We start from the raw sequence: 21,062 nt of genomic DNA, 5'->3' as shown, positions 1-21,062 counted from the left end.
TTTTTCATCGTCCCCATCCTTTTCATTGATTGAACAAGCTACCTACCGGTAGGCAGTAAGTGTACAATAAAAAACACGGCGGCGTCCATGCCGTGTTTTTGAACGATGAAGGAAGCACAATGCAGCAGCAAACCACTCTCCCCGCCGCCAGTCTCGCTCTAGCGGCTTCCCTGGCCTTGGTGGCCGTGCTCGGTCCGGCCGGCATCGACATGTACCTCGCTTCGATGCCCGCCATGGCGCGCGAACTGCACACTTCGTATGCGAACGTGCAGCTGAGCCTGACCGTCTTTCTGCTGGCCCTGGGCGGCGGGCAGCTGCTGTGCGGGCCACTGACGGACATGCTGGGCCGGCGCCGTCCGCTGCTGGCCGGCATCGCCGTCTACATCGTGGCCGCCGTATGGGCGTCGCAGGCGGAGCAATTGCACACCCTGCTGCTGGCGCGGGCGGTGCAAGGCCTGGGCGCGGCGCTGACCCTGGTCGTGGTGATGAGCATGGTGCGCGACGTGGCCGACGGCGTGCAGGCGGCGCAGCTGTTTGCCCTGTTGATGACCATCGTGGGCCTGGCGCCCGTGCTGGCACCCGCCGTGGGCGGCTTGCTCGATGCGCACTACGGCTGGCGCGCCGTGATGCTGGCCCTGGCCGCGCTGGGCGCCTTGACCCTGCTCAATAGCGCGCTGTTCCTGCCTGAAACCTTGCCGCCGAAGCAGCGTGTATCGCCGAAAGGCATGCACCGCACGTATGCGCGCATCGCGCTCGACCGCGCCTTCCTGCTGCCCGCGCTGGCCCTGTCGGCCGCATTCTTTTTCCTGTTTGCGTATATTGGCGGCGCGTCGCTCGTGTACCAGCGCGATTTCGGCCTGTCCGCCGGCAGTTTCGGCCTCGTGTTCGGCGCGACGGGCGTGGCCGTGCTGCTCGGTGCCATGGCCAGCGGCCGCCTGGTAAGCCGCCATGGCGTGGCGCGCTTGAGCGTGGCGGGCAGCGCCGCCATGCTGGCCGGCGCGGGGCTGGCCCTGCTCGGTGCCTGGGCCGGAGGGGGAATCATGGTCGTCGTCCCCGGCATGTTCGTGGCCCTGTTTGGCCTAGGCATCGCGGAAGCGGCGCTGATGGCCATGGCCATGGGCTCGCAGCAACGCGCGCTCGGCTCCACGGCCGCGCTGCTGGGCGCCATCCAGATGAGCTTGTCGTCGCTGGCCACGCCGCTGGCGGCCGGCCTGTCCGAATGGGGGCCATTGCCCTGGCTGCTGTTCTTGACCGTGGCCGGCCTGCTGGTATCATGGCTGACCCTGGCCACTGCGCGCATCCATCCGGCACACGCCAGCAGCCTGGGAGCGCACTGACGCTTCACCCAACTACTACCCTCATATGAAGAAACGCTCGGCCTCGGCCGATAACATCTGCGCCGTCGCCGTCGTGCATTTTTCGGAGCACGGCTACGACGCTTCCTCCCTCAGCGACATCGCCGCGCAGGCAGGCATGCGCAAGGCCTCGCTGTACTCGCACTTCGCCGGCAAAGACGCCCTCTTCCTCGACGTCTTTGCCGACGCGCTGGCCGAAGAGCAAGCCTTCATGGACGCCTGCTTCGCCGACGAGGCGGCGCTGGCGGTGCCGGGCGGACAGCGGGCCGGTGCCCTGTACTGCGACCGCATGGCGCAGCGCTATGCGGAGTCAGCCCATTTGCGCTTTTTGCTGCGCACGGCGTATTTGCCGCCCGCGCCCCTGCGCGTGGAAGTGGGCACGGGCTACGAAGCCTTGCTGGCGCAATTGCAGCGGCACTACGTGGCCAGCCTGGGCCGGCTGGCACCCGCGCTGCCGCCGCAACGCGTCGACCTGTACGCGCAAGCCTACCTGGGCATCGTCGACAGCCTGCACGTGGAACTGATCTACGCGGGCGGCGCCGCGCTGCAGCAGCGCCATGCGGCGCTGTGGCAGATATTGTCCGATTCGCTGGCGATGGCGGCGCAACCGGCCTGATGCGGTATAGCTAACTGTCACACGCTGAACCGACAACCAGGTCTGACACAAGCCGCCATCGACTCTTCGGAAGCAGCGGTTTGCCACCTTCAAATGTGGTGCGGCTTGCTGCCGGATTTTTCGCATGCGAAGTTCCGCGTGCGCCGTTTTCCGTCGTTGGCAGGCTCCGCCCCGTTGCATGCATTGCTTACTGTTTGCAACTGTCGCCCAGCCAGAGCTGATGAGCAGTTCAGCAGTGTCTAGTGAAATCGTGGCAATTTAAGCATCCAGGAGCATCATCACAGCCGACAATACTAGCAACTGAAAAAAAGCGAGAAACAAAGCTCGTGGTATCGGCGGCATGAACTGCCATTGCAAGCTCTTCGTCGGTGAAATCAACGCAGACTTATTGCTTCCTACACAATAAAATAATGCCGATACAGCCAAGGAAAAAAACCTTACATTAGCCGGTACAACTTCAGGAGCAAAGGCGCAGCCAAAGAAAATTAAGGAGAAAAAAAATAAGGAAATGCGGGAAATTTTCTGTCCCAACTGAAGCTGTATTTGAGATTCCATAATTTTTAGCATTGATTTGAGTTACTCAAGTTGCGCTTCGAACGACTGCTCCTTGCCGTTGTTGGCAGGTCACGCCCTTTGATGTTGAAAAACTCAGGTACGTACACCATTAGATCAATATTCTGCGAGCCCAGCACGGCCTGTACCGCCGCCGGTGAACGACCACCGGCGGCCTGGAGGTTGGAGACCTCCCAAAACTGTTGCCACTCAATTTCTTCAACACAATAAACCGAAAAACGTCGGCCGCTGCCAATCGTGCCGGCCGTATAACAGTTATTCACGGGTTTCTACGCATGCGGAGCAGCAGCATCGTGGAGGCTGGCAGGGAACGCGTAGCCCTTGGCGAGGCGCGCCACGCCAAAAATGGGTCCGGTTTAGGCGTGCACCAGTAGAAAGCAAGTCAGCGGAACGACGGCAAACAGCACAACAAGGCCAAGGCATCCTGATCTCGAGCCGGATCTGAAACCTGCAGGAGTAGCGCGTCAGCGTACCCGAGCATAACGGATTGCCAAGCAGAAAGAATCACACATTGTCACAACAACATGAATGGCCGTGGCATCGGACTTTCGTGTTCGTCCACGCCCACATTACACTTTGGAAAGCTAAGATTTCTTCAGTTGACACTGTTGCAGCCCATCCATAAGATGCCCTCATTATTCATTTACGGAGTCCCACGTGGGTACTTGTTCTAGTGACAGTAGCCGATCTTGTATCGGTGATTGCCTCGGCAGCTAAGCAGCAAGCAACGCGGAACGCTCTTTCCTCCGTGCCTTGCTGAGCAAGGTGCGGTGTCTCGCGCGGCCACTCCGGCTGCGCGCCTCTCCCCCCTCTTTCCGATCGCGACCGGCTACTGACCCGGATTGCCCGCCAGCACGATTGTGTCTTGGCGGCACGCAAGTCTTGCCTGCGGCTGCGCCGCCCGTCAACACCTCGTCGTGAAAGGAAGAGCCATGAATCTCTTCACCCGCTTATTCGAATCGTTCCTGCGCAAGCGCCATACGGCCGGCAACTTCCGGCGCCGCGCCATGCCGCTGGAAAACAGCACGGCCCGCCCCGTGCCCGACCACCTGGCGCGCCAGCTGCTGGCCGCCGCCCATGAAGACCTGGACAGCGCCCTGAACCGCCTGCACACGCGCCTGGAAGGCTTGCGCGATGCCGAGGCGCAAGTCATCGGCGCGCAGACGGGGCCGAACGAGGTCGAACATGAGAAACCGCTGGCCTGGTACCAGCACCTGTGGCTGTGCTACAAGAATCCGTTCAACCTGCTGCTCACCGTGCTGGCCATCGTGTCCTACCTGACGGAAGACCCGAAGGCGACCATCGTCATCGGCACCATGGTGATTTTATCAACCCTGCTGCGTTTCGTGCAGGAAGGCCGCTCGAACCGCGCCGCCGAACGCCTGAAAGCCATGGTCAGCAATACCGCCACCGTGCTGCGCAATGGCCAGCAGATTGAGCTGCCCATCCGCCAGCTGGTACAGGGCGACATCATCGTGCTGTCGGCCGGCGACATGATCCCCGCCGACTGCCGGCTGCTGTCCGCGAAAGACCTGTTCGTCAGCCAGGCCGCCATGACGGGCGAATCCCTGCCCGTGGAAAAGATGGCAGAGCTGGCCGACGCCCATGGCAAAGACCCGATGGAACTGGCCAATCTGCTGTTCATGGGCACGAATGTAATCTCCGGCGCGGCCACGGCGCTGGTATTGGCCACGGGAAACCGCACCTATTTCGGCACCATCGCCACGCGAGTGACGGCCACCGAGCGCACGCCCACGGCGTTCGAGGCGGGCGTGAACAGCGTCAGCTGGCTCTTGATCCGCTTCGCCCTCGTGATGGCGCCGCTCGTGTTCCTGATCAATGGCTGGACCAAGGGCGACTGGATGGAAGCGTTCCTGTTCGCCCTGTCCGTCGCCGTGGGCCTGACGCCGGAAATGCTGCCCATGATCGTCACCAGCACCCTGGCCAAGGGCGCCGTGAAACTGTCGAAAAAGAAAGTCGTCGTGAAGCGCCTGGATGCGATCCAGAACTTCGGCGCCATGGACGTGCTGTGCACAGATAAAACGGGCACCTTGACTCAGGACAAGATCGTGCTGGAACGCCATACGGACGTGTTCGGCCAGCCGTCCGATGAAGTACTGCAATTCGCCTACCTGAACAGCCACTACCAGACCGGCCTGAAAAACCTGCTCGACCGCGCCGTGCTCGACCATGTGGAATTGCAGACGGAAATGCAACTGGCCCGCGATTACGTGAAAGTCGATGAAATCCCCTTCGATTTCGTGCGCCGCCGCATGTCCGTTGTCGTGTCTGAAAAGAATGACCACCATGAGCTGATCTGCAAGGGCGCCGTCGAGGAAATCCTCGCCGCCTGCAGCCATCTGCGCCTCGGCGGCGTCAACATTCCGCTCGACGCGGCCCTGCTGGACAAGGTACTGGAAACCACGCATGGCCTCAACGCGGAAGGATTGCGCGTAGTGGCCGTGGCCGTCAAGGAAGTGCCGCCCCATAAGACCGTGTACGGCGTGGCCGATGAAACGGCGCTGACCCTGATCGGCTATGTGGCGTTTCTTGATCCGCCGAAGGAATCGACGGCGCCCGCCCTGCGCGCGCTGGCGGAACATGGCGTCACCGTGAAAGTATTGACGGGAGACAACCACCTGGTGACGGCGAAGATTTGCCGCGAAGTGGGCCTGGCCGTGCACGGCGTGCTGCAAGGCCCGCAACTGGACGACATGGACGACGCCACTTTGGCCCGCGCTGCGGAAGACAATACCGTGTTTGCCAAGCTCAGCCCGCTGCACAAGGAACGCCTTGTGCGCGCCCTGCGCGGCAACGGCCATATCGTCGGCTTCATGGGCGACGGCATCAACGACGCGCCCGCCCTGCGCGCGGCCGACATCGGTATTTCCGTCGACTCGGCCGTCGATATCGCCAAGGAAGCGGCCGACATCATCCTGCTGGAAAAAAGCCTGATGGTGCTCGAGGAAGGCGTGCTGGAAGGCCGGCGCACCTTCAGCAACATGCTCAAATACATCCGCATGACGGCCAGCTCGAACTTCGGCAATGTGTTTTCCGTGCTGGTGGCCAGCGCCTTTTTGCCGTTCTTGCCCATGCTGCCGCTGCACTTGCTGGTGCAAAACCTGCTGTACGACGTGTCGCAGATCGCCATCCCGTTCGACAATGTCGACGCCGAGCTGATCCAGCAGCCTTTGACCTGGAACCCGCGCGACATCGGCCGCTTCATGGTGTTCTTCGGGCCCATCAGCTCGATCTTCGACATCAGCACGTTTATCCTGATGTGGCATGTGTTCGGCGCGAATACGCCGGAACAACAGACCCTGTTCCAGTCCGGCTGGTTCGTCGTCGGCTTGCTGACGCAGACGCTGATCGTGCACCTGATCCGCACACCCAAGCTGCCCTTCATCGACAGCATCGCGTCCGTGCCCCTGCTGGTGGCCACCACCGTCATCATGGCCGTGGGCGTGTTCCTGCCGATGGGACCGCTGGCGACCTACTTCAAGCTGCAAGCCTTGCCGCTGGGCTATTTCCCATGGCTGCTGGGCATCCTCGTCTGCTACACCGTGCTGACGACGTTCATGAAACGCGTGTATCTGCGCAAATTCGGCTGGCAATAGTATGATGAGCCGCTCTTTCCCCTACAAAAGGCACGCATGAGCGGCTCCTCCCTTTCCAAACGTCATCTCGCCCTGCTGCTGTCGGCCCTCGTCTTTCCCGGCAGCGGGCATTTTGTCTTGCACCGCAAGGCCCGTGGCTGCCTCTTCCTCGTGCCGGCCCTCGTTGCGCTGGCGATCGTAGTGCGCCAGATCATGGCACGATTGGACCAGGTTATGGCACAGATCGACAGCGGCGCCCTGCCCCTGGACGTGCAGCTGATCATGGAAAAAGTGGAAGCGCTCTCCGCCAACGACGGCCCCGCCATGACGCTGGCCGTGTGTGTGCTGGTGGCGTGCTGGATCGGCAGCCTCATCGACACCTTCCTGATCAAGCCATGACGGCGGAGGCAGAGGCGCGCAAACTGCGCAAGGAAGCCAGGATGCAGGCGCGCCGCGCCCAGCTGGCGCTCAAGCGCCAGGACCATGGCGGCCCGCTGGCCTGGCGCGGCTGGTTCGACGGGTCCGCCCACCCGAACCCGGGCAAGCTGGGCATAGGCGCCCTGCTGCTGGGACCGCATGGCGAACGCATCGAAGTGAGCGAAGCGGCCGGTTATGGCAGCAGCAGCGACGCGGAGTATGCGGCCCTGACGGCCGTGCTGCAGGCGGCACTCGGCGTGCGCCCGCCGCCCGTGCAACTGCTGCTGTACGGCGACAGCCAGGTGGTGATCAATGATGTGCTGGGAACGACGCCCGTGGGCGCCAAGGGACTGGAAACGCAGAGGGCCACCGTAGTGGCCCTGCTGGAACAATTCACGGATGTGAGCTTGCGCTGGCTGCCGCGCCACCGCAATGGCGAGGCGGACCGGCTGTCGCAGCTGGCGATCGCAAGCTTCACCCCAGAGGCTTGAATACCAGGGTCGTACCCTCAGGGTACGACCCCAGCCGTTACTGGGTAAGCAACTTAGGCGGCGCGGCCGAGCTGCAATGCTTCTGCTGGCGCCTTGGCTGCCGGACGCTTGCCCCCCTTCAAGCCGCTGACACTGGCCTGCTGCCCATTCAATTTGAACACGCTGACCACCTGCGCCAGGTTGTGCGCCTGGTGCTGCATCGATTCGGCGGCCGCCGCCGATTCTTCCACCAGCGCCGCATTCTGTTGCGTGACGGCATCCATCTGGCCGATGGCGCGGTTGATCTCGTCGATGCCCACGCTTTGCTCGCTGCTGGCCGCCGTGATTTCCGTGATGATGTCGCTCACGCGCTGCACGCTGTCGACGATGTCGTTCATGGTCGAGCCTGCCTGCGCCACCAGCATGCTGCCCGCGTTGACTTGCTCGACGGACGCGCCGATCAGGGTCTTGATCTCTTTCGCGGCGCTGGCCGAGCGCTGCGCCAGGTTGCGCACTTCGGACGCCACGACGGCAAAGCCGCGGCCCTGCTCGCCGGCCCTGGCCGCTTCCACGGCCGCGTTCAGCGCCAGAATATTCGTCTGGAAGGCGATGCCGTCGATGACGGAAATGATGTCGACGATCTTGTTCGACGACGCATTGATCGATTCCATCGTGCCCACCACTTGCGCCACGACTTCGCCGCCCTTGACGGCCACTTGCGCCGCCGATGCCGCCAACTGGTTCGCCTGGCGCGCATTGTCCGCATTCTGCTTCACGGTGCTGGTCAATTCTTCCATCGAGGACGCCGTCTCTTCCAGGGAACCGGCTTGCTCTTCCGTGCGGGAAGACAGGTCCTGGTTGCCGGCGGCAATTTCCGTCGACGAGGTCGCAATGCTGTCCGTGCCCGTACGCACTTCGCTGACGATGTTGAGCAGGCTCGTGTTCATGTCCTTCAACGCTTGCAGCAATTGCCCCGTTTCATCCTTGGCGCTGGCATCGATCTGCGCCGTCAAGTCGCCATCGGCCACCTTGCGGGCAATGTCCACGGCCGTGCGCAGGGGACGCACGATGCCCATCGTCAGCAACCAGGCGCAGACGACGCCAAAGCCCAGCGCCAGCACGGCCAGGGTCAGCAGCAAGTTGCGGCTCGTCTTGGCGACATCGTCGATCTCGCGCGCCGTCGTGTCGATGCTGGCGCGCTGGTGCTGCAGCATGTCGTTGACCACTTTCAGGTATTTCGTCGAACCGGGCACGAAGATACCCTGGAAAGCCTTCTCCGCTTCCGCTTCCTGTCCATCCGCCTTCAGCTTCGATACTTGCGCGCGTGAATCGAGGTAAACCTTGCGCTGTTCGCTCACCAGGCGGAACAGTTCCTTTTCTTCCGGGCTGGAAATCAAGGCTTCGATTTTCTTTTGCAGTTCGCCCGAGACGACGGACGACTGTTTCGCCTCTTCCGCAAAATACGCGCCCAAGGTCGTGTCGCTGCTGCGCGCGATGGCCGTGGTGCGGCGCACGCCGCTATCGATCTTGGAATACCAGTCGGAAATATAGCGTTCCTTCGCCAGCGGGAGTTCCATCATGGTGCGCGTGGCCGTGGCCACGTCGTGCAAACGCCACACGCTGATGCCCGTGATGAGCATGGAAAACAGCAAAATCACGGCAAAACCCAGGCCGAGGCGCACACCAATACTGACGTTTCTTAACAAATTCATGTGAATATCCTAAAAAAGCGGAACCAGACTATATAAAAGGGGGACAGCAGAAAGCGGCCGCACGGGGCGGCCGCAGCGGCATCAGCGCGTGCCGATGCGCAAGGTGGTTTGCGGCGCTGCCGGGCGTTTCAGCGCTTGTGTTACACCGTTCGCACCGCTGGCCTGCTGGCCGTTGAGCTTGAACACGCTGACGACCTGCGCCAGGTTGTGCGCCTGGTGCTGCATCGATTCGGCGGCGGCCGCCGATTCTTCCACCAGCGCCGCATTTTGCTGCGTGACGGCATCCATCTGGCCGATGGCCCGGTTGATTTCGTCGATGCCCACGCTTTGCTCGCTGCTCGCGGCCGTAATTTCCGTGATGATGTCGCTCACGCGCTGCACGCTGTCGACGATATCGTTCATGGTCGAACCGGCTTGCGCCACCAGCATGCTGCCCGCGTTGACTTGCTCGACGGACGCGCCGATCAGGGTTTTGATTTCTTTCGCGGCGCTGGCCGAGCGCTGCGCCAGGTTGCGCACTTCGGACGCCACGACGGCAAAGCCGCGGCCCTGCTCGCCTGCACGGGCCGCTTCCACGGCCGCGTTCAGCGCCAGGATATTCGTCTGGAAGGCGATGCCATCGATGACGCTGATGATGTCGACGATCTTGTTCGACGACGCATTGATCGATTCCATCGTGCCCACCACTTGCGCCACGACTTCGCCGCCCTTGACGGCCACTTGCGCGGCCGACGCCGCCAACTGGTTCGCCTGGCGCGCATTGTCCGCATTCTGTTTCACGGTGGAAGTGAGCTCTTCCATCGAAGACGCCGTCTCTTCCAGGGAACCGGCCTGCTCTTCCGTGCGGGAAGACAGGTCCTGGTTGCCGGCGGCAATCTGCGTCGAGGACGTGGCGATGCTGTCCGTGCCGCTGCGCACTTCGCCAACGATGTTGAGCAGGCTCGTGTTCATGTCCTTCAACGCCTGCAGCAATTGCCCCGTTTCATCCTTGGCGCTGGCGTCGATCTGCGCCGTCAAGTCGCCATCGGCCACCTTGCGGGCGATATCCACGGCCGTGCGCAGGGGGCGCACGATGCCCGTCGTCAAGACCCAGGCACAGACAACGCCAAAAGCCAGCGCCAGCGCGGCCAGCACCAGCATCAGGTTGCGGCTGGTATTGGCGACGGCGTCGATCTCGCGCGCCGTCGTGTCGATGCTGGCGCGCTGGTGTTCCAGCAAGTCCTGCACCATCTTCTGGTACTTGGCGGCGGCCGGCACGAAGGTCTTTTCAAACACTTCATTGGCGGCATCGACCTGCGCTTCACCCTTGAGCTTGTAGACCTGGTCGCGCGAACCGATGTACACCTTGCGCTGCTCCAGCAAGCCCGCGAACATGGCTTTTTCCTCGGGCTTGTCGATCAAGGCCTCGATTTTCTTTTGCAGCTCGGCCGAGCTGGCCGACGAGACTTTCGATTCTTCGGCGAAATAACCGCTGAGCGAGGTATCGCTGCTGCGGGCAATGGCGATGGTGCGGCGCACGGCGCTGTCGATGCGGCCATACCAGTCGGAAATATAGCGTTCCTTCGCCAGCGGCTGCTCCATCATGACGCGCGTGGCGCTGGCCACGTCGTGCAGGCGCCAGACGCTGATGCCCGTAATGAGCATGGAAAACAGCAAAATCACGGCAAAACCGAGTCCGAGGCGGACACCGATGCTGACGTTGCGTAATACATTCATGTGACTATCCTAAAAAGCCCTGATGCCAGCATGCCGCACGGCTGATGGCTTCCCTTTGGCGCGCTGGCTGGCGGCGGTGTCAAGGCGGGTGTAAAAGTGAAACTGAAGTGAAACTGGCGCACGGTTCGGCGGAACCGTGCGCCAGGAAATGCGCTAGCGTGCGCCTTGCAGAAAAACCAAGCAATGTCGAGAGTCAATTGTTTTTAAGAAACCCTCTCGGATTAGGATGTCGGGAAATGTTCAGGGGCAATGCAACGCCGTCCCGGACTTTTCCTGGCGGCCTAGGCTGCGAGTTTTTCGATCAGGCCCATGTCGGCGCTGGACATCAGCTGGTCAATGTCGACCAGGATCAGCATGCGCTCGTCGATGGTACCCAGGCCGATCACGTATTCCGTGTTGATCGAACGGCCCATGTCCGGCGCCGGCTTGATCTGTTCCGGCATCAGGGTAGTGACGTCGGAGACGCGGTCGACGACCATGCCGACGACGCGGTTGCCGATATTGAGGATGATGACGACGGTAAACTGGTCATAGCTGGGCGTGCCCAGGTTGAACTTGATGCGCATGTCGACGATCGGCACAATGATGCCGCGCAGGTTGACCACGCCCTTGACGAACTCGGGGGCGTTGGCGATGCGGGTCGGCGTTTCATAGCTGCGGATTTCGCTGACTTTCTGGATGTCGATGCCATACTCTTCCTGGCCCAGGGTAAAGGCCAGGTACTCGGCAGCCTTGGCAACGGTGGCGCCAGTGTCGCTGGAATTGGTGTTCATGATGATCCTTTAGAAATGTCGCAGGACGCGCCTATCACCAATCTTGGACGCCCATAGGGAATTTATTAAATAATGCACTGAAATTGCAATACGGCAATGTTACCGCATGTAAATTTTCAGTGCACTAAAAAAGAGCATCGTTGTTTCCGCTGGACCGCGATTATCTGACTTTGTAGCAAAAGCATCACGCCTGGGCGCCAGCCGCTATGGTGCCGCCCTCTCCCCGCCCTCCTCGTTCGACGGCAGGTTGAATGTCACGGTATACACAAAATCCATGGTGCAAGGCACGCCGCCGCACAGCCCCGGCTTGTAGCGCTGCTTGATGGCGGCAGCCGCGGCGAAGTTCGCCATCTTGTCGTCCGGAGACTCGAAGATGGCCACTTCCTTGCCTTCCCCCTTGCTATTTACCTGCACCGCCAGCACCAGTTGGCCCCGCACCTGCAAGATGCGCTGCGCCGCGTACACTTCACGCAAGAAAGGTGCTAAGCCCTTGAGCGGATAGGGAGGCTCGTCTGTGGCCGGCATGCCTTCGTACTGATCCCGTACGGCAAGCTTCTGCTCCGCACTGAGTTGCGCATAGCTGTAATTCAAGGGAATACCGGCCTTCACACCCTTGTGTTTAATGACTGTGCCTGTTTGCGCCATATCCTCTGTCAAGGTATAGCGGGGAGCTTCCTGGGCCCAGGTGGCCGCGTGACCGCAGGCAAGTAACAAACCGACTATCAGCCAATAACGGTGCATGAGCATCCTTTTCAATGTGGAATGATTGTTTTAAAAAAATATCTTATGGGCAATAAAACCCCAAGACGCGCATTCTGCTCAGAAGTAAATAAAAAAGCAAATACCATTAGAGCAATGGATAGTTGCGTGCGCACGTTTTATGCCACACTGGCGCCCCCCGCTTTTTATGATGGTGAACCATGCATTCTTTGCTTTCCCAATGGCAGCCACGCCTGCTGGCGCTGGCCTCGGCCGGCCTGGGCGATGACAGCGCCCACGACATCAACCACCTGCACCGCGTCTGGCGCAATGCCAGCGTTCTGCTGCAGGAATATGCGCAGGCCGACGCCCTCACCGTGATAGCAGCGTGCTACCTGCACGACCTGATCAACCTGCCGAAAAACCACCCCGAGCGCCATCTGGCCTCGCGCCAGGCGGCCGCGCTGGCTTGCCGCCAGCTGGCCGAACTGGATTTTCCACCAGAAAAACTGGCCGGCGTGGCCCACGCCATCGAGACGCACAGTTTTTCCGCCAACTTGACGCCGCACACGATCGAAGCGCAGATCGTGCAGGATGCCGACCGTATCGACGCGCTGGGCGCCGTGGGACTGGCGCGCCTGTTCTACACGGCTGCGCGCATGGATAGCGCGCTGGCGCATGGCACGGATCCGCTGGCAGCGCATCGCCCGCTCGACGACAAGGCCTACGCACTCGACCATATCGTCACCAAGCTCGACAAGCTGCCCGGCAAGATGCAGACGGCGGCGGGCCGCGCGCTGGCCGAACAGCGCCTGGCCGTGCTGACGGATTTCCGCGCCGCCTTTGCCGACGAATGGGGAATGGGCGCATAAGCTTGGCGGCGATAGCCAGCAACGCGCATGCTGTCTATAATGCAAGCCTCAGCTATCGCGCCGCGCGTCAGCAGCATCCTGTAACGCGCCGGCGCGATGCCAACGCGCCGAAAGCATGCATGTCCGATAAAACCAGCCCCGACAGCCATTCCCCGTCCTCGCCCGCCGCGCCCGCGCGCGCCGGCAATCTCAATTTCATCCTCGTCTGCGTCTTCATCGACATGCTGGGCATCGGCCTGGTGGTGCCCGTGCTGCCCATCCTGATCGGCGACTTTGTCGACGGCAAGGATGCGCAGGCATTCTGGTACGGCATCATGGCGGCCGTCTTCGGCTTGCTGCAGTTCATCTTCATGCCCATGCTGGGCGCCATCAGCGACCGCGTGGGACGCCGTCCCGTGCTGCTGTACTCGATGGCCGGCATGGGCATCAACTTTCTCGCCACGGGCTGGGCGCCGAACCTGGCCTGCCTGTTCATCGGCCGCATCATCGGCGGCGTCTCGTCGGCCAGCATGTCGGTCGCGTCCGCCTACGCCTCCGATATTTCCACGCACGACAACCGTGCCAAGAGTTTCGGCAAGATCGGCGCCGCCTTCGGCCTGGGCTTCATCTGCGGGCCCATGCTGGGCGGCCTGCTGGGCGAGGTCAATCTGCGCCTGCCGTTTTACGTGGCGGCCGGCCTGTCGGCGGCCAATTTCCTCTACGGCTATTTCTGCGTGCCCGAATCGCTGCAGCCCGGTCCCCGCGCGTCCTTTACCTGGGCGCGCATCAATCCGTTTGCCGCCCTGCTGAAACTGGTGCGCCGCGTGGAGATCCGCGGCCTGGTGCTGGCCTTCGGCCTGATGACGTTTGCGCAGATGATGCTCAACACCACCTGGGTGCTGTACACGCATTTCCGCTTCGACTGGACGCCGCGCCAGAACGGCATCGCCATGTTCTGCGTGGGCCTGTGCGCGGCCGTCGTGCAGGCGGGCTTGCTGGGCATCCTCATCAAGCGCTTCGGCGAAGTGCGTTTGTCACTGCTGGGCATGGCTTCGGGCGCCCTCACCTACCTGCTGTACGGCCTGGCCACGCAAGGCTGGATGATGTACGCGCTGATCCTGTGCAACCTGCTGGCCTTTGCCGCCGGTCCGGCCCTGCAGGGCATCATCTCGAAATCATCGAACGCCGGCGAACAGGGTGAACTGATGGGCTCCCTGCAATCGATCAGCAGCCTGGGCATCATCATCATGCCTTTGCTCGGCAGCATGATCCTCGGCGAGGTGAGCCACTTGCCAGCACAGGACTGGCGCATCGGCAGCACCTTCTATCTGTGCGCCATCATGCAAACCTTGGGCATCGTGGTGGCCTGGCGCTACTTCCAGGCGCAGCGCCTGGCCAGACTTGCGGTTTCCACCACAAAGTAGTCGGCAGGATAATATTGCATTTGAGAAATAAATAGGCGAGAATGGGATAATCAAGCGGACGTTGCCGACGCCCGCGATTCGATGGTGAGCAAGGATGGGTATGACTGACTTTTATTCCAGCGCCTGGCGCCGGACCGTGGCCATGCTGGCGCTGGCGCTGCCGACCCTGGCGGGCGCGCAATGCTCGCGCGACATCCAGGTGCCCGTCTCGGCCATCGGCGCCAGCGTGGTGGTCAATGGCGCCGCCATCGGCGGCATCTACCCCGACTTGCTGCGTAGCATGGGCGCCAAGCTGGGCTGCAATTTCATCTTCACGGCCGTGCCCCGGGCGCGCCTGGAGGCGATGTTTGAGGCGGGCAAGGCCGATATGCTGATTCCCGCCAGCAGCACGCCGCGGCGCGACCAGCACGGCCTGTTCATCCCCTTGATGGGCAACCGGCCCCTGCTGATCTCGCTGCAAGGCGCGCGCGCGCCCATCAACACCATGCAGGAATTGCTTGAGCGGCGCGACTTGCGCGTGGCGCTCGTGCGCGGCTACGACTATGGCGCCTCTTACCAGGCGCTGGCCAAGGAACTGAGCAGCCAGGGCCGCCTGTTCTACGAGGTCGATGCGCTGTCCGTGGCGCGCCTGATGCAAAGCGGCTTCATCGACGCCACGATCATGAGCCCCACCATCCTGGCCGGCGTGGCGCAAAACGATGCGCGCGTGTATGGCCTGGCCGACCGCCTGCGTCTGGAAGCCTTGCCGGAATTGCCGTGGGGCATGAGCGGCGTCTACCTGTCGCGCAAGTCGCTGACGGCGGATGACCAGGCGGCCCTGCGCGAACTGCTGGAAAAAGCCAGCCGCTCGGGCACCCTGATGGAAGGCTTCCAGCGCCATCACCGCCAGGAACTGTTGTCGCAGAGCATACGCCCGCGCTAAGGCCTGCATGTCCGGTTTCGTCGTCGCCGTCGTCCTGTTTGCCGCCCTGCTGCATGCCAGCTGGAATGCCATCGTCAAGTCGGGCAAGGATACCTTCCTCACGACCGTGCTCGTCTCCGCTGGCGCGGCCCTGATCTCGCTGGCAATCCTGCCCTTCGTCGATGCTCCCGCGCCCGCCAGCTGGCCCTACGTGGCCGCCTCGGCCGTGGCGCAGCTTGCCTATTATTCTCTGCTGGCGGCCGCCTACAAGGCGGGCGACATGAGCCACGCCTACCCGCTGATGCGCGGCAGCGCCCCGCTGATCGTGGCGCTGGCCAGCTGGCCGCTGATCGGCGAACGCCTGTCTTCCATGCAAATGGGCGCCATCGCCTGCATCTGCGCGGGCATCCTCGGCCTGTATATTGCCGCGCGCGGGCCCGCCACGGCCATCGCCGCGAAAAACACGGGACGCGCCACCGCCTTTGCACTGGGCAACGCCTGCGTCATCGCCAGCTATACCCTGATCGACGGCATCGGCGTGCGCCTGTCCGGCGCGCCGGCCGCCTACACGATGTGGATTTTCGTCTTGAACGGAACCGGGCTGCTGCTGTGGACGGTGCTGCGCCGCCGCGCCGGCCTGCTTGCCTATGCGCAAACGCAATGGCGTTTGGCCGCGCTCGGCGGTTTCGGCACCCTGGCCTCGTATGGACTGGCCCTGTGGGCCATGACGCAGGCGCCCGTAGCCGCCATCGCGGCCCTGCGCGAAACGTCGATCCTGTTCGCCATCGCCATTGCGGCCCTGTTCCTGCGCGAAAAAATCAGCCCCCGCCGCTATGTGGCCATCGGCCTGATCGCGGCGGGAGCAGTCTTGATGCGCATCGCCTAGCGGGCGTCGAGCGGCGCGATCGGCAACTCGATGGCGCTGGCCGCCCCTGCCGCGTGGTACACGCGCTGCGTCGCCTTTCTATAATGGCCCGGGTCGGCCAGGAAGATGTTCGGCACGTAGTTTTGCGGGTTGCGGTCGTACAGCGGGAACCAGCTCGACTGTACTTGCACGGCAATGCGGTGACCGGGCAGGAAGACATGATTCGCGTTCGGCAAGGCGAAGCGGTAGCGCTCCACTTTGCCCGCCGGTATCGGTGTCGGGTGCTCGAAGCTGTCGCGGTAACGGCCGCGGAAGATATCCATGGCCACGCCCAGCTGGTAGCCGCCCATGGCCGGCTGCGACGGTACTTCGTCCGGATACACGTCGATCAGTTTCACCACCCAGTCGGCATCCGTGCCGCTGGTGGCCGCGAACAGGTTGACCATCGGCGCGCCGGCGATGCGCACGGCCGTTTTCAACGGTTCCGAAACATAGCTGAGCACGTCCGTGCGGTCCGCATAGCCGCGCTGGTCGCTGACCAGCCATGGTTTCCACACGTCGGCATCGCCGAGGCGCACGGGACGGGGCACGAAAGGCACGGGTTTGGCGGGATCGGCCACGTATTCGTCGAACGCGCCTTGCGCCGCATCCGCAGCGCCCGATGGCGCCGCAAAGCCCAGCCTGGAACCGTCCTGCAGGTAGATCGGCGTCAATTTCGTGTCGCAGGTCTCGCAAGCCAGCGGCCACTGCTGCAGGCGCTGCCACTGATTCGTGCCGCTCTGGTAGGACACGACGGGCGCCGTGTTCGCTTCCGGCGCACCATCCTTCAGGTATTGATTGAGGAATGGCTGCATGACTTTTTCGCGGAACTGGCGCGCCGTATCGCCGTCAAACTTCAAGGCGCCCAGGCTGGAGCCGTCATAGTTGACGCCGCTGTGACGCCACGGGCCGATGGCCAGGTAATTGAGGTTGTTGTGCTTGTCACGCCCTTCCATCGCCGCGTAGGTGGCGTAGGGGCCATAGATGTCTTCCTGGTCCCACTGCCCCACCACGTGCATGGTGGGCACGATCAGCGGACGCTTGGCCAGGATTTTATCGAGCGCCTGTTCCTGCCAGTAACTGTCGTAGGCCGGGTGTTCGAACAGCTTTTTCGTATAGGTCAGCTTGTCGATGCCAAATTTCTTCGCAAAATCACCGGCCGAGCCGATGCGCAGATACGCGTCGTAGTCGTCGTAGACGCCCAGCACGGGCGCCTCACCGCTGCCGCGCACGCTCGTCTGCCACGCCAGGTAAGACAAGCTCGGCATGCGGAAGGCGCCGTTGTGGAACCAGTCGTCGCCGCGCCAGCCGTCGACCATGGCGCTCATGGGAATGGCCACCTTCAGCGCCGGATGCGGATCGACCAGGGCCATCAGCACCGTATGTCCCTCATATGAGGAACCGAGCATGCCCACTTTGCCATTGCTTTCCGGAATATTTTTCGACAGCCACTCGATGGTGTCCCACGCATCGGTCACGTTATCGACCTTGGTATTGTTCAGCGGGCCGCGCACGGGGCGCGTCATCACGTAATCGCCTTCCGAGCCATGCTTGCCGCGCACGTCCTGGAATACGCGGATGTAGCCGTTTTCCACCAGGGTGTCGTCGCCCTGCGGCAAGGTGGCCAGCATGCTGGCGCTGGTGGCGCGCTGCGCGCGGCGCGCTGCGTTGTACGGCGTGCGCGTGAGCATGATCGGCGCCCGCTTGGCGTCTTTCGGCACGACGATCACCGTGTACAGCTTGACGCCGTCGCGCATGGGGATCATCACCACGCGCTTGACGTAATCATTCATATCGGGCAGCACCAGCTTGGCACCGATATCGGGCGTCATCGGCGGCGTTTGCGCCATCGCCGGTACTGCAAACAAGGAACTGATAACAAAAGCCAGGCCGGTGAGCCGGACGGGGGACGACACGCGCATACTGTTCTCCAATGATTCATGCCACGCAAAAGTGGCCGAATGGCAATAGTACCCGGAAAGCAAGTTCCACAATAGGCTAGCCTCTGACGCAGCGCAGTAGATATATGGGCACGCAACTTGACAGAACGCGCCCGAACTGCAACCATAACGCCATGAAATTTATCCCGTCACAACACGCCTGCTTGAATTGGTGGTCCCGCTCACTTTCGCGCGGCCACTCTATAGTGATGTGAATTTGATCCACGCCGCCTCGATCGGTGGCGTAACAGGCTCAGCCTGGATCATCCCCGATGCAGGCGGCTCAAAAGGAAACTTGATGAGCTTGCCTAACACCCCAGATACCCAAGACCAGAACGACGCACCGGCAGCACCGCTGTCGCCCGCTGCCATCGCTTCGCAATCCGTGATCCTGACGGGCGACCGCCCGACCGGCCCCCTGCACCTGGGTCACTACGTGGGCAGCCTGCGCGACCGCGTCCGCTACCAGAACAGCTACAAGCAATTCATCATGCTGGCCGACGCGCAAGCGCTGACGGACAATATGGAAGACATCGACAAGGTGCACCGCAATGTCGTCGAAGTGGCGCTCGACTACCTCGCCGTCGGCATCGACCCGAGCAAGACCACGGTCTTCATCCAGTCGCAGATCCCGGAACTGGCCGAGCTGACCTTTTACTACCTGAACATCGTCACCGTGGCGCGCCTCGAGCGCAATCCCACCGTCAAGGAAGAAATCCGCCTGCGCGGCTTCGAGCGCGACATTCCAGCCGGTTTCTTGACCTACCCGGCCAGCCAGGCGGCCGACATCACGGCCTTCAAGGCGGGCGTGGTGCCCGTGGGCGAAGACCAGATCCCCATGATCGAGCAAACGAATGAAATCGTGCGCCGTTTCAACCGCATGTACAACCGCGAAGTGCTGATGGAATGCAAGGCGCTGGTGCCGGACATCGGCCGCCTGCCCGGCATCGACGGCAAGGCGAAGATGAGCAAGTCGCTGGGCAACACCATCAACCTGGGCGCGACCCCGGCCGAAATCACGGCTGCCGTGAAAAAAGTTTATACGGACCCGCTGCACCTGCGCGTGGAAGACCCGGGCCACCTGGAAGGCAACATCGCGTTTACTTACCTGGACGCGTTCGATCCGGAAAAAGCGGCACTGGCCGAAATGAAAGCCCATTACGTGCGCGGCGGCCTGGGCGACAGCATCGTCAAGAAGCGCCTGGATGTGGTCTTGCAGGAAATGCTGGCGCCGATCCGCGCCCGCCGCGAAGAGTTCGCCAAAGACAAGGGCCAGGTCATCCAGATGCTCAAGGAAGGCACCTTCAAGGCGCGCGAAGTGGCGGCCCGCACGGCCGACGAAGTCAAGTCGGCGCTGGGCCTCAACTACTTCTGATCGCCCGCAGCAATAGCAAACTGATATAGCAAACTGATGCGCTCAGGCGGAGTCGGGTAAAATCCCGCTTCCGCCTGGGCGCAATTCGTTTGTCACCGTGGCACCAGCAATCCGTAGAGAAGACAACGCGCCATGACCGAGACCCCTATCGAACAGCTGCTGCAGCAGCATTTTTCCATCGATGCGCTGCAACAGGAGCCTGCGCCCCTGCAGCAGGCGCTGCGCATGCTGGGCGGCTGGCTGGCCGCCGAACGCGCCGAACCGTATCCGCACACGCCGTACGCGGAATTGCTGACGCAGCTGTCCGACACTTGCCTGCCCGCGCATGGCATGCCCGTGGCGCAATTCCTGCAGGAGCTCGACACCACCGTGCTGGCCAATACGGCCCAGCTGAACCATCCGCAATACATCGGCCACATGACGCAGGCCTTGCCCTGGATCAGCGTGCTGGCTGAAGCGTTTACGGCAACCCTGAACCAGAACCAGGTCAAGATCGAGACGGCGTATGTGTCGACCCTGATCGAAAAACAGATCCTGGGCTGGCTGCACCGCCAGGTGTACCAGCAGCCGGACGCCGACTACGCGCAGGCCATGGCCGCCACCAGCGGCGCGCTGGGCAATGTCGTCAATGGCGGCACCATGGGCAATTTGACGGCCCTGGCCGTGGCGCTGGAAAAACAATTGCCCGGCACGCGCAAACGCGGCCTGTTTGCCGCCATGCAGGATTCTAGCTACGCGGGACTGGCCGTGATCGGTTCGGCCCGCAGCCATTATTCCGTGAAAAAGGCGCTGGCGACTTTGGGCCTCGGCGAAAACGCCCTGCACCTGGTGGCCGTCGACCGCGACAACCGCATCGACGTCACCGCGCTGGAAGCGACGATTGCCGATTTGAAATCGCGCAATATCAAGGTCGTCGCCATGATCGGCATCGCCGGCACGACGGAAACGGGCGCCATCGACCCGCTGGCCGCCATGGCGGCCATTGCCGCGCGCGAGTCCATCTGGTTCCACGTGGATGCGGCCTGGGGCGGCGCGCTCTTGATCGCGGAACAGTACCGCCCCCTCTACGACGGCATCGCCCTGGCCGACTCCGTCGTCATCGACGGGCATAAATTGCTGTGGGTGCCGATGGCGCAAAGCATGGTGCTGTTCAAGGATGGCGCCAGCCTGAACCTGCTGAAGCACAACGCCAACTACATCTTGCGCGATAACTCGGGCGACCTGGGCCAGACCTCGCTGGAAGGCTCGCGCCGCTTCGACGCCTTGAAACTGTGGACCTCGTTCAAGGTGCTGGGCGTGTCCGGCTACACGACCTTGCTGCAGCAGGCGGCCACCCTGTCCGGCCAGTTGCAGGACTTGTTGGCCGACCAGCAGGATTTCGAACTCGTCACGCGCTCCGACACCTTCATTCTCACCTACCGCTACGTGCCCGCGCCCTTGCGCCAGCGCATGGACAGCTTGCTGGCCGGCGGACAGGTCGAGGCGGCGACCGAGCTGAACAAGCAACTGAACACCTTGAACGCCAAGCTGCAAAACCGCCAAAAGGCGCAAGGCCACAGTTTTGTGTCGCGCACGGTCCTGGAATCGACGCGCTACCCTGGCCCGACGAATGTATTGCGCGTGGTCATGACGAACGTCAAGACGCGCCCCCACCACCTGCGCGCCATTTTGGCCGAACAGCGGGCCATCGGCCAGGCGCTGGTGGCGGAACTGGGCCTGTAAGAAACACCCACCCATCGC

General features: G+C 62.4%; 17 protein-coding genes. 11 read left to right on the top strand and 6 right to left on the bottom strand.

What is annotated here, in order from left to right:
- Positions 1 to 119: 119 nt before the first annotated feature.
- Complete coding sequence (locus D9M09_RS10430) at positions 120 to 1,337, top strand: Bcr/CflA family efflux MFS transporter (RefSeq protein ID WP_121671039.1); 1,218 nt, start codon at positions 120 to 122, stop codon at positions 1,335 to 1,337.
- A 25-nt stretch (positions 1,338 to 1,362) separates the two neighbouring features.
- Positions 1,363 to 1,971: a TetR/AcrR family transcriptional regulator gene (locus tag D9M09_RS10425; protein WP_070288507.1), complete on the top strand. Its 609-nt coding sequence runs from the start codon at positions 1,363 to 1,365 to the stop codon at positions 1,969 to 1,971.
- Between the two features lie 560 nt (positions 1,972 to 2,531).
- Here the strand turns inward: D9M09_RS10425 and D9M09_RS28875 are convergent.
- Positions 2,532 to 2,807 (bottom strand): hypothetical protein, encoded by a 276-nt coding sequence (locus D9M09_RS28875; RefSeq protein WP_162995628.1) that lies wholly within the window; start codon positions 2,805 to 2,807, stop codon positions 2,532 to 2,534.
- Positions 2,808 to 3,476: 669 nt separating this feature from the next.
- Between D9M09_RS28875 and mgtA the strand changes: the two genes are divergently transcribed.
- The 3 genes from mgtA to D9M09_RS10410 are packed head-to-tail and all read left to right on the top strand — an operon-like array spanning position 3,477 to position 7,048.
- The gene (gene mgtA, locus D9M09_RS10420) at positions 3,477 to 6,161 is read left to right on the top strand and encodes a magnesium-translocating P-type ATPase (RefSeq protein ID WP_121669214.1); all 2,685 of its coding nucleotides are present in this window, start codon (positions 3,477 to 3,479) and stop codon (positions 6,159 to 6,161) included.
- 36 nt (positions 6,162 to 6,197) lie between these two features.
- The gene (locus D9M09_RS10415; protein ID WP_121669213.1) at positions 6,198 to 6,539 is read left to right on the top strand and encodes a hypothetical protein; all 342 of its coding nucleotides are present in this window, start codon (positions 6,198 to 6,200) and stop codon (positions 6,537 to 6,539) included.
- Complete coding sequence (locus tag D9M09_RS10410) at positions 6,536 to 7,048, top strand: ribonuclease HI family protein (protein WP_121669212.1); 513 nt, start codon at positions 6,536 to 6,538, stop codon at positions 7,046 to 7,048. The genes D9M09_RS10415 and D9M09_RS10410 overlap by 4 nt, the downstream gene beginning before the upstream one ends.
- 53 nt (positions 7,049 to 7,101) lie before the next feature.
- Here the strand turns inward: D9M09_RS10410 and D9M09_RS10405 are convergent, their stop codons facing one another.
- From D9M09_RS10405 to D9M09_RS10390, 4 genes are all read right to left on the bottom strand, one after another.
- Entirely contained in the window at positions 7,102 to 8,739 is a 1,638-nt protein-coding gene (locus D9M09_RS10405) for a methyl-accepting chemotaxis protein (RefSeq protein ID WP_099411141.1), read from the bottom strand.
- An 81-nt stretch (positions 8,740 to 8,820) separates the two neighbouring features.
- Entirely contained in the window at positions 8,821 to 10,455 is a 1,635-nt protein-coding gene (locus D9M09_RS10400; protein WP_070221539.1) for a methyl-accepting chemotaxis protein, read from the bottom strand.
- Positions 10,456 to 10,736: 281 nt separating this feature from the next.
- Entirely contained in the window at positions 10,737 to 11,228 is a 492-nt protein-coding gene (locus tag D9M09_RS10395; protein WP_034752308.1) for a chemotaxis protein CheW, read from the bottom strand.
- 204 nt (positions 11,229 to 11,432) lie between these two features.
- Positions 11,433 to 11,969: an energy transducer TonB gene (locus D9M09_RS10390; RefSeq protein ID WP_139142882.1), complete on the bottom strand. Its 537-nt coding sequence runs from the start codon at positions 11,967 to 11,969 to the stop codon at positions 11,433 to 11,435.
- A 179-nt stretch (positions 11,970 to 12,148) separates the two neighbouring features.
- Here D9M09_RS10390 and D9M09_RS10385 point away from each other — a divergent pair, with 179 nt between their 5' ends.
- From D9M09_RS10385 to D9M09_RS10370, 4 genes are all read left to right on the top strand, one after another.
- Positions 12,149 to 12,799: an HD domain-containing protein gene (locus D9M09_RS10385; protein WP_070221541.1), complete on the top strand. Its 651-nt coding sequence runs from the start codon at positions 12,149 to 12,151 to the stop codon at positions 12,797 to 12,799.
- A gap of 119 nt (positions 12,800 to 12,918) precedes the next feature.
- Positions 12,919 to 14,202, top strand: a complete 1,284-nt coding sequence (locus D9M09_RS10380; protein ID WP_121671038.1) for a TCR/Tet family MFS transporter — start codon at positions 12,919 to 12,921, stop codon at positions 14,200 to 14,202.
- 100 nt (positions 14,203 to 14,302) lie between these two features.
- Positions 14,303 to 15,124: a substrate-binding periplasmic protein gene (locus D9M09_RS10375; RefSeq protein ID WP_121669211.1), complete on the top strand. Its 822-nt coding sequence runs from the start codon at positions 14,303 to 14,305 to the stop codon at positions 15,122 to 15,124.
- 7 nt (positions 15,125 to 15,131) lie between these two features.
- Positions 15,132 to 15,989 (top strand): DMT family transporter, encoded by an 858-nt coding sequence (locus tag D9M09_RS10370; protein WP_121669210.1) that lies wholly within the window; start codon positions 15,132 to 15,134, stop codon positions 15,987 to 15,989.
- Here D9M09_RS10370 and D9M09_RS10365 read toward each other — a convergent pair.
- Entirely contained in the window at positions 15,986 to 17,929 is a 1,944-nt protein-coding gene (locus D9M09_RS10365; RefSeq protein WP_121669209.1) for a CocE/NonD family hydrolase, read from the bottom strand. The two genes, D9M09_RS10370 and D9M09_RS10365, sit on opposite strands and share 4 nt — an antisense overlap.
- Before the next feature lie 316 nt (positions 17,930 to 18,245).
- Here D9M09_RS10365 and trpS point away from each other — a divergent pair, with 316 nt between their 5' ends.
- Positions 18,246 to 19,322: a tryptophan--tRNA ligase gene (gene trpS / locus D9M09_RS10360; protein WP_205602349.1), complete on the top strand. Its 1,077-nt coding sequence runs from the start codon at positions 18,246 to 18,248 to the stop codon at positions 19,320 to 19,322.
- 132 nt (positions 19,323 to 19,454) lie between these two features.
- The gene (locus tag D9M09_RS10355; protein ID WP_121669208.1) at positions 19,455 to 21,044 is read left to right on the top strand and encodes a pyridoxal-dependent decarboxylase; all 1,590 of its coding nucleotides are present in this window, start codon (positions 19,455 to 19,457) and stop codon (positions 21,042 to 21,044) included.
- Positions 21,045 to 21,062: the final 18 nt, after the last annotated feature.

The sequence above is a fragment of the Janthinobacterium agaricidamnosum genome, assembly GCF_003667705.1.
Lineage (GTDB): Bacteria > Pseudomonadota > Gammaproteobacteria > Burkholderiales > Burkholderiaceae_D > Janthinobacterium.
The sequence above is the reverse complement of the archived record's forward strand: the minus strand, read 5'-3'. Positions and strand labels throughout refer to the sequence as shown.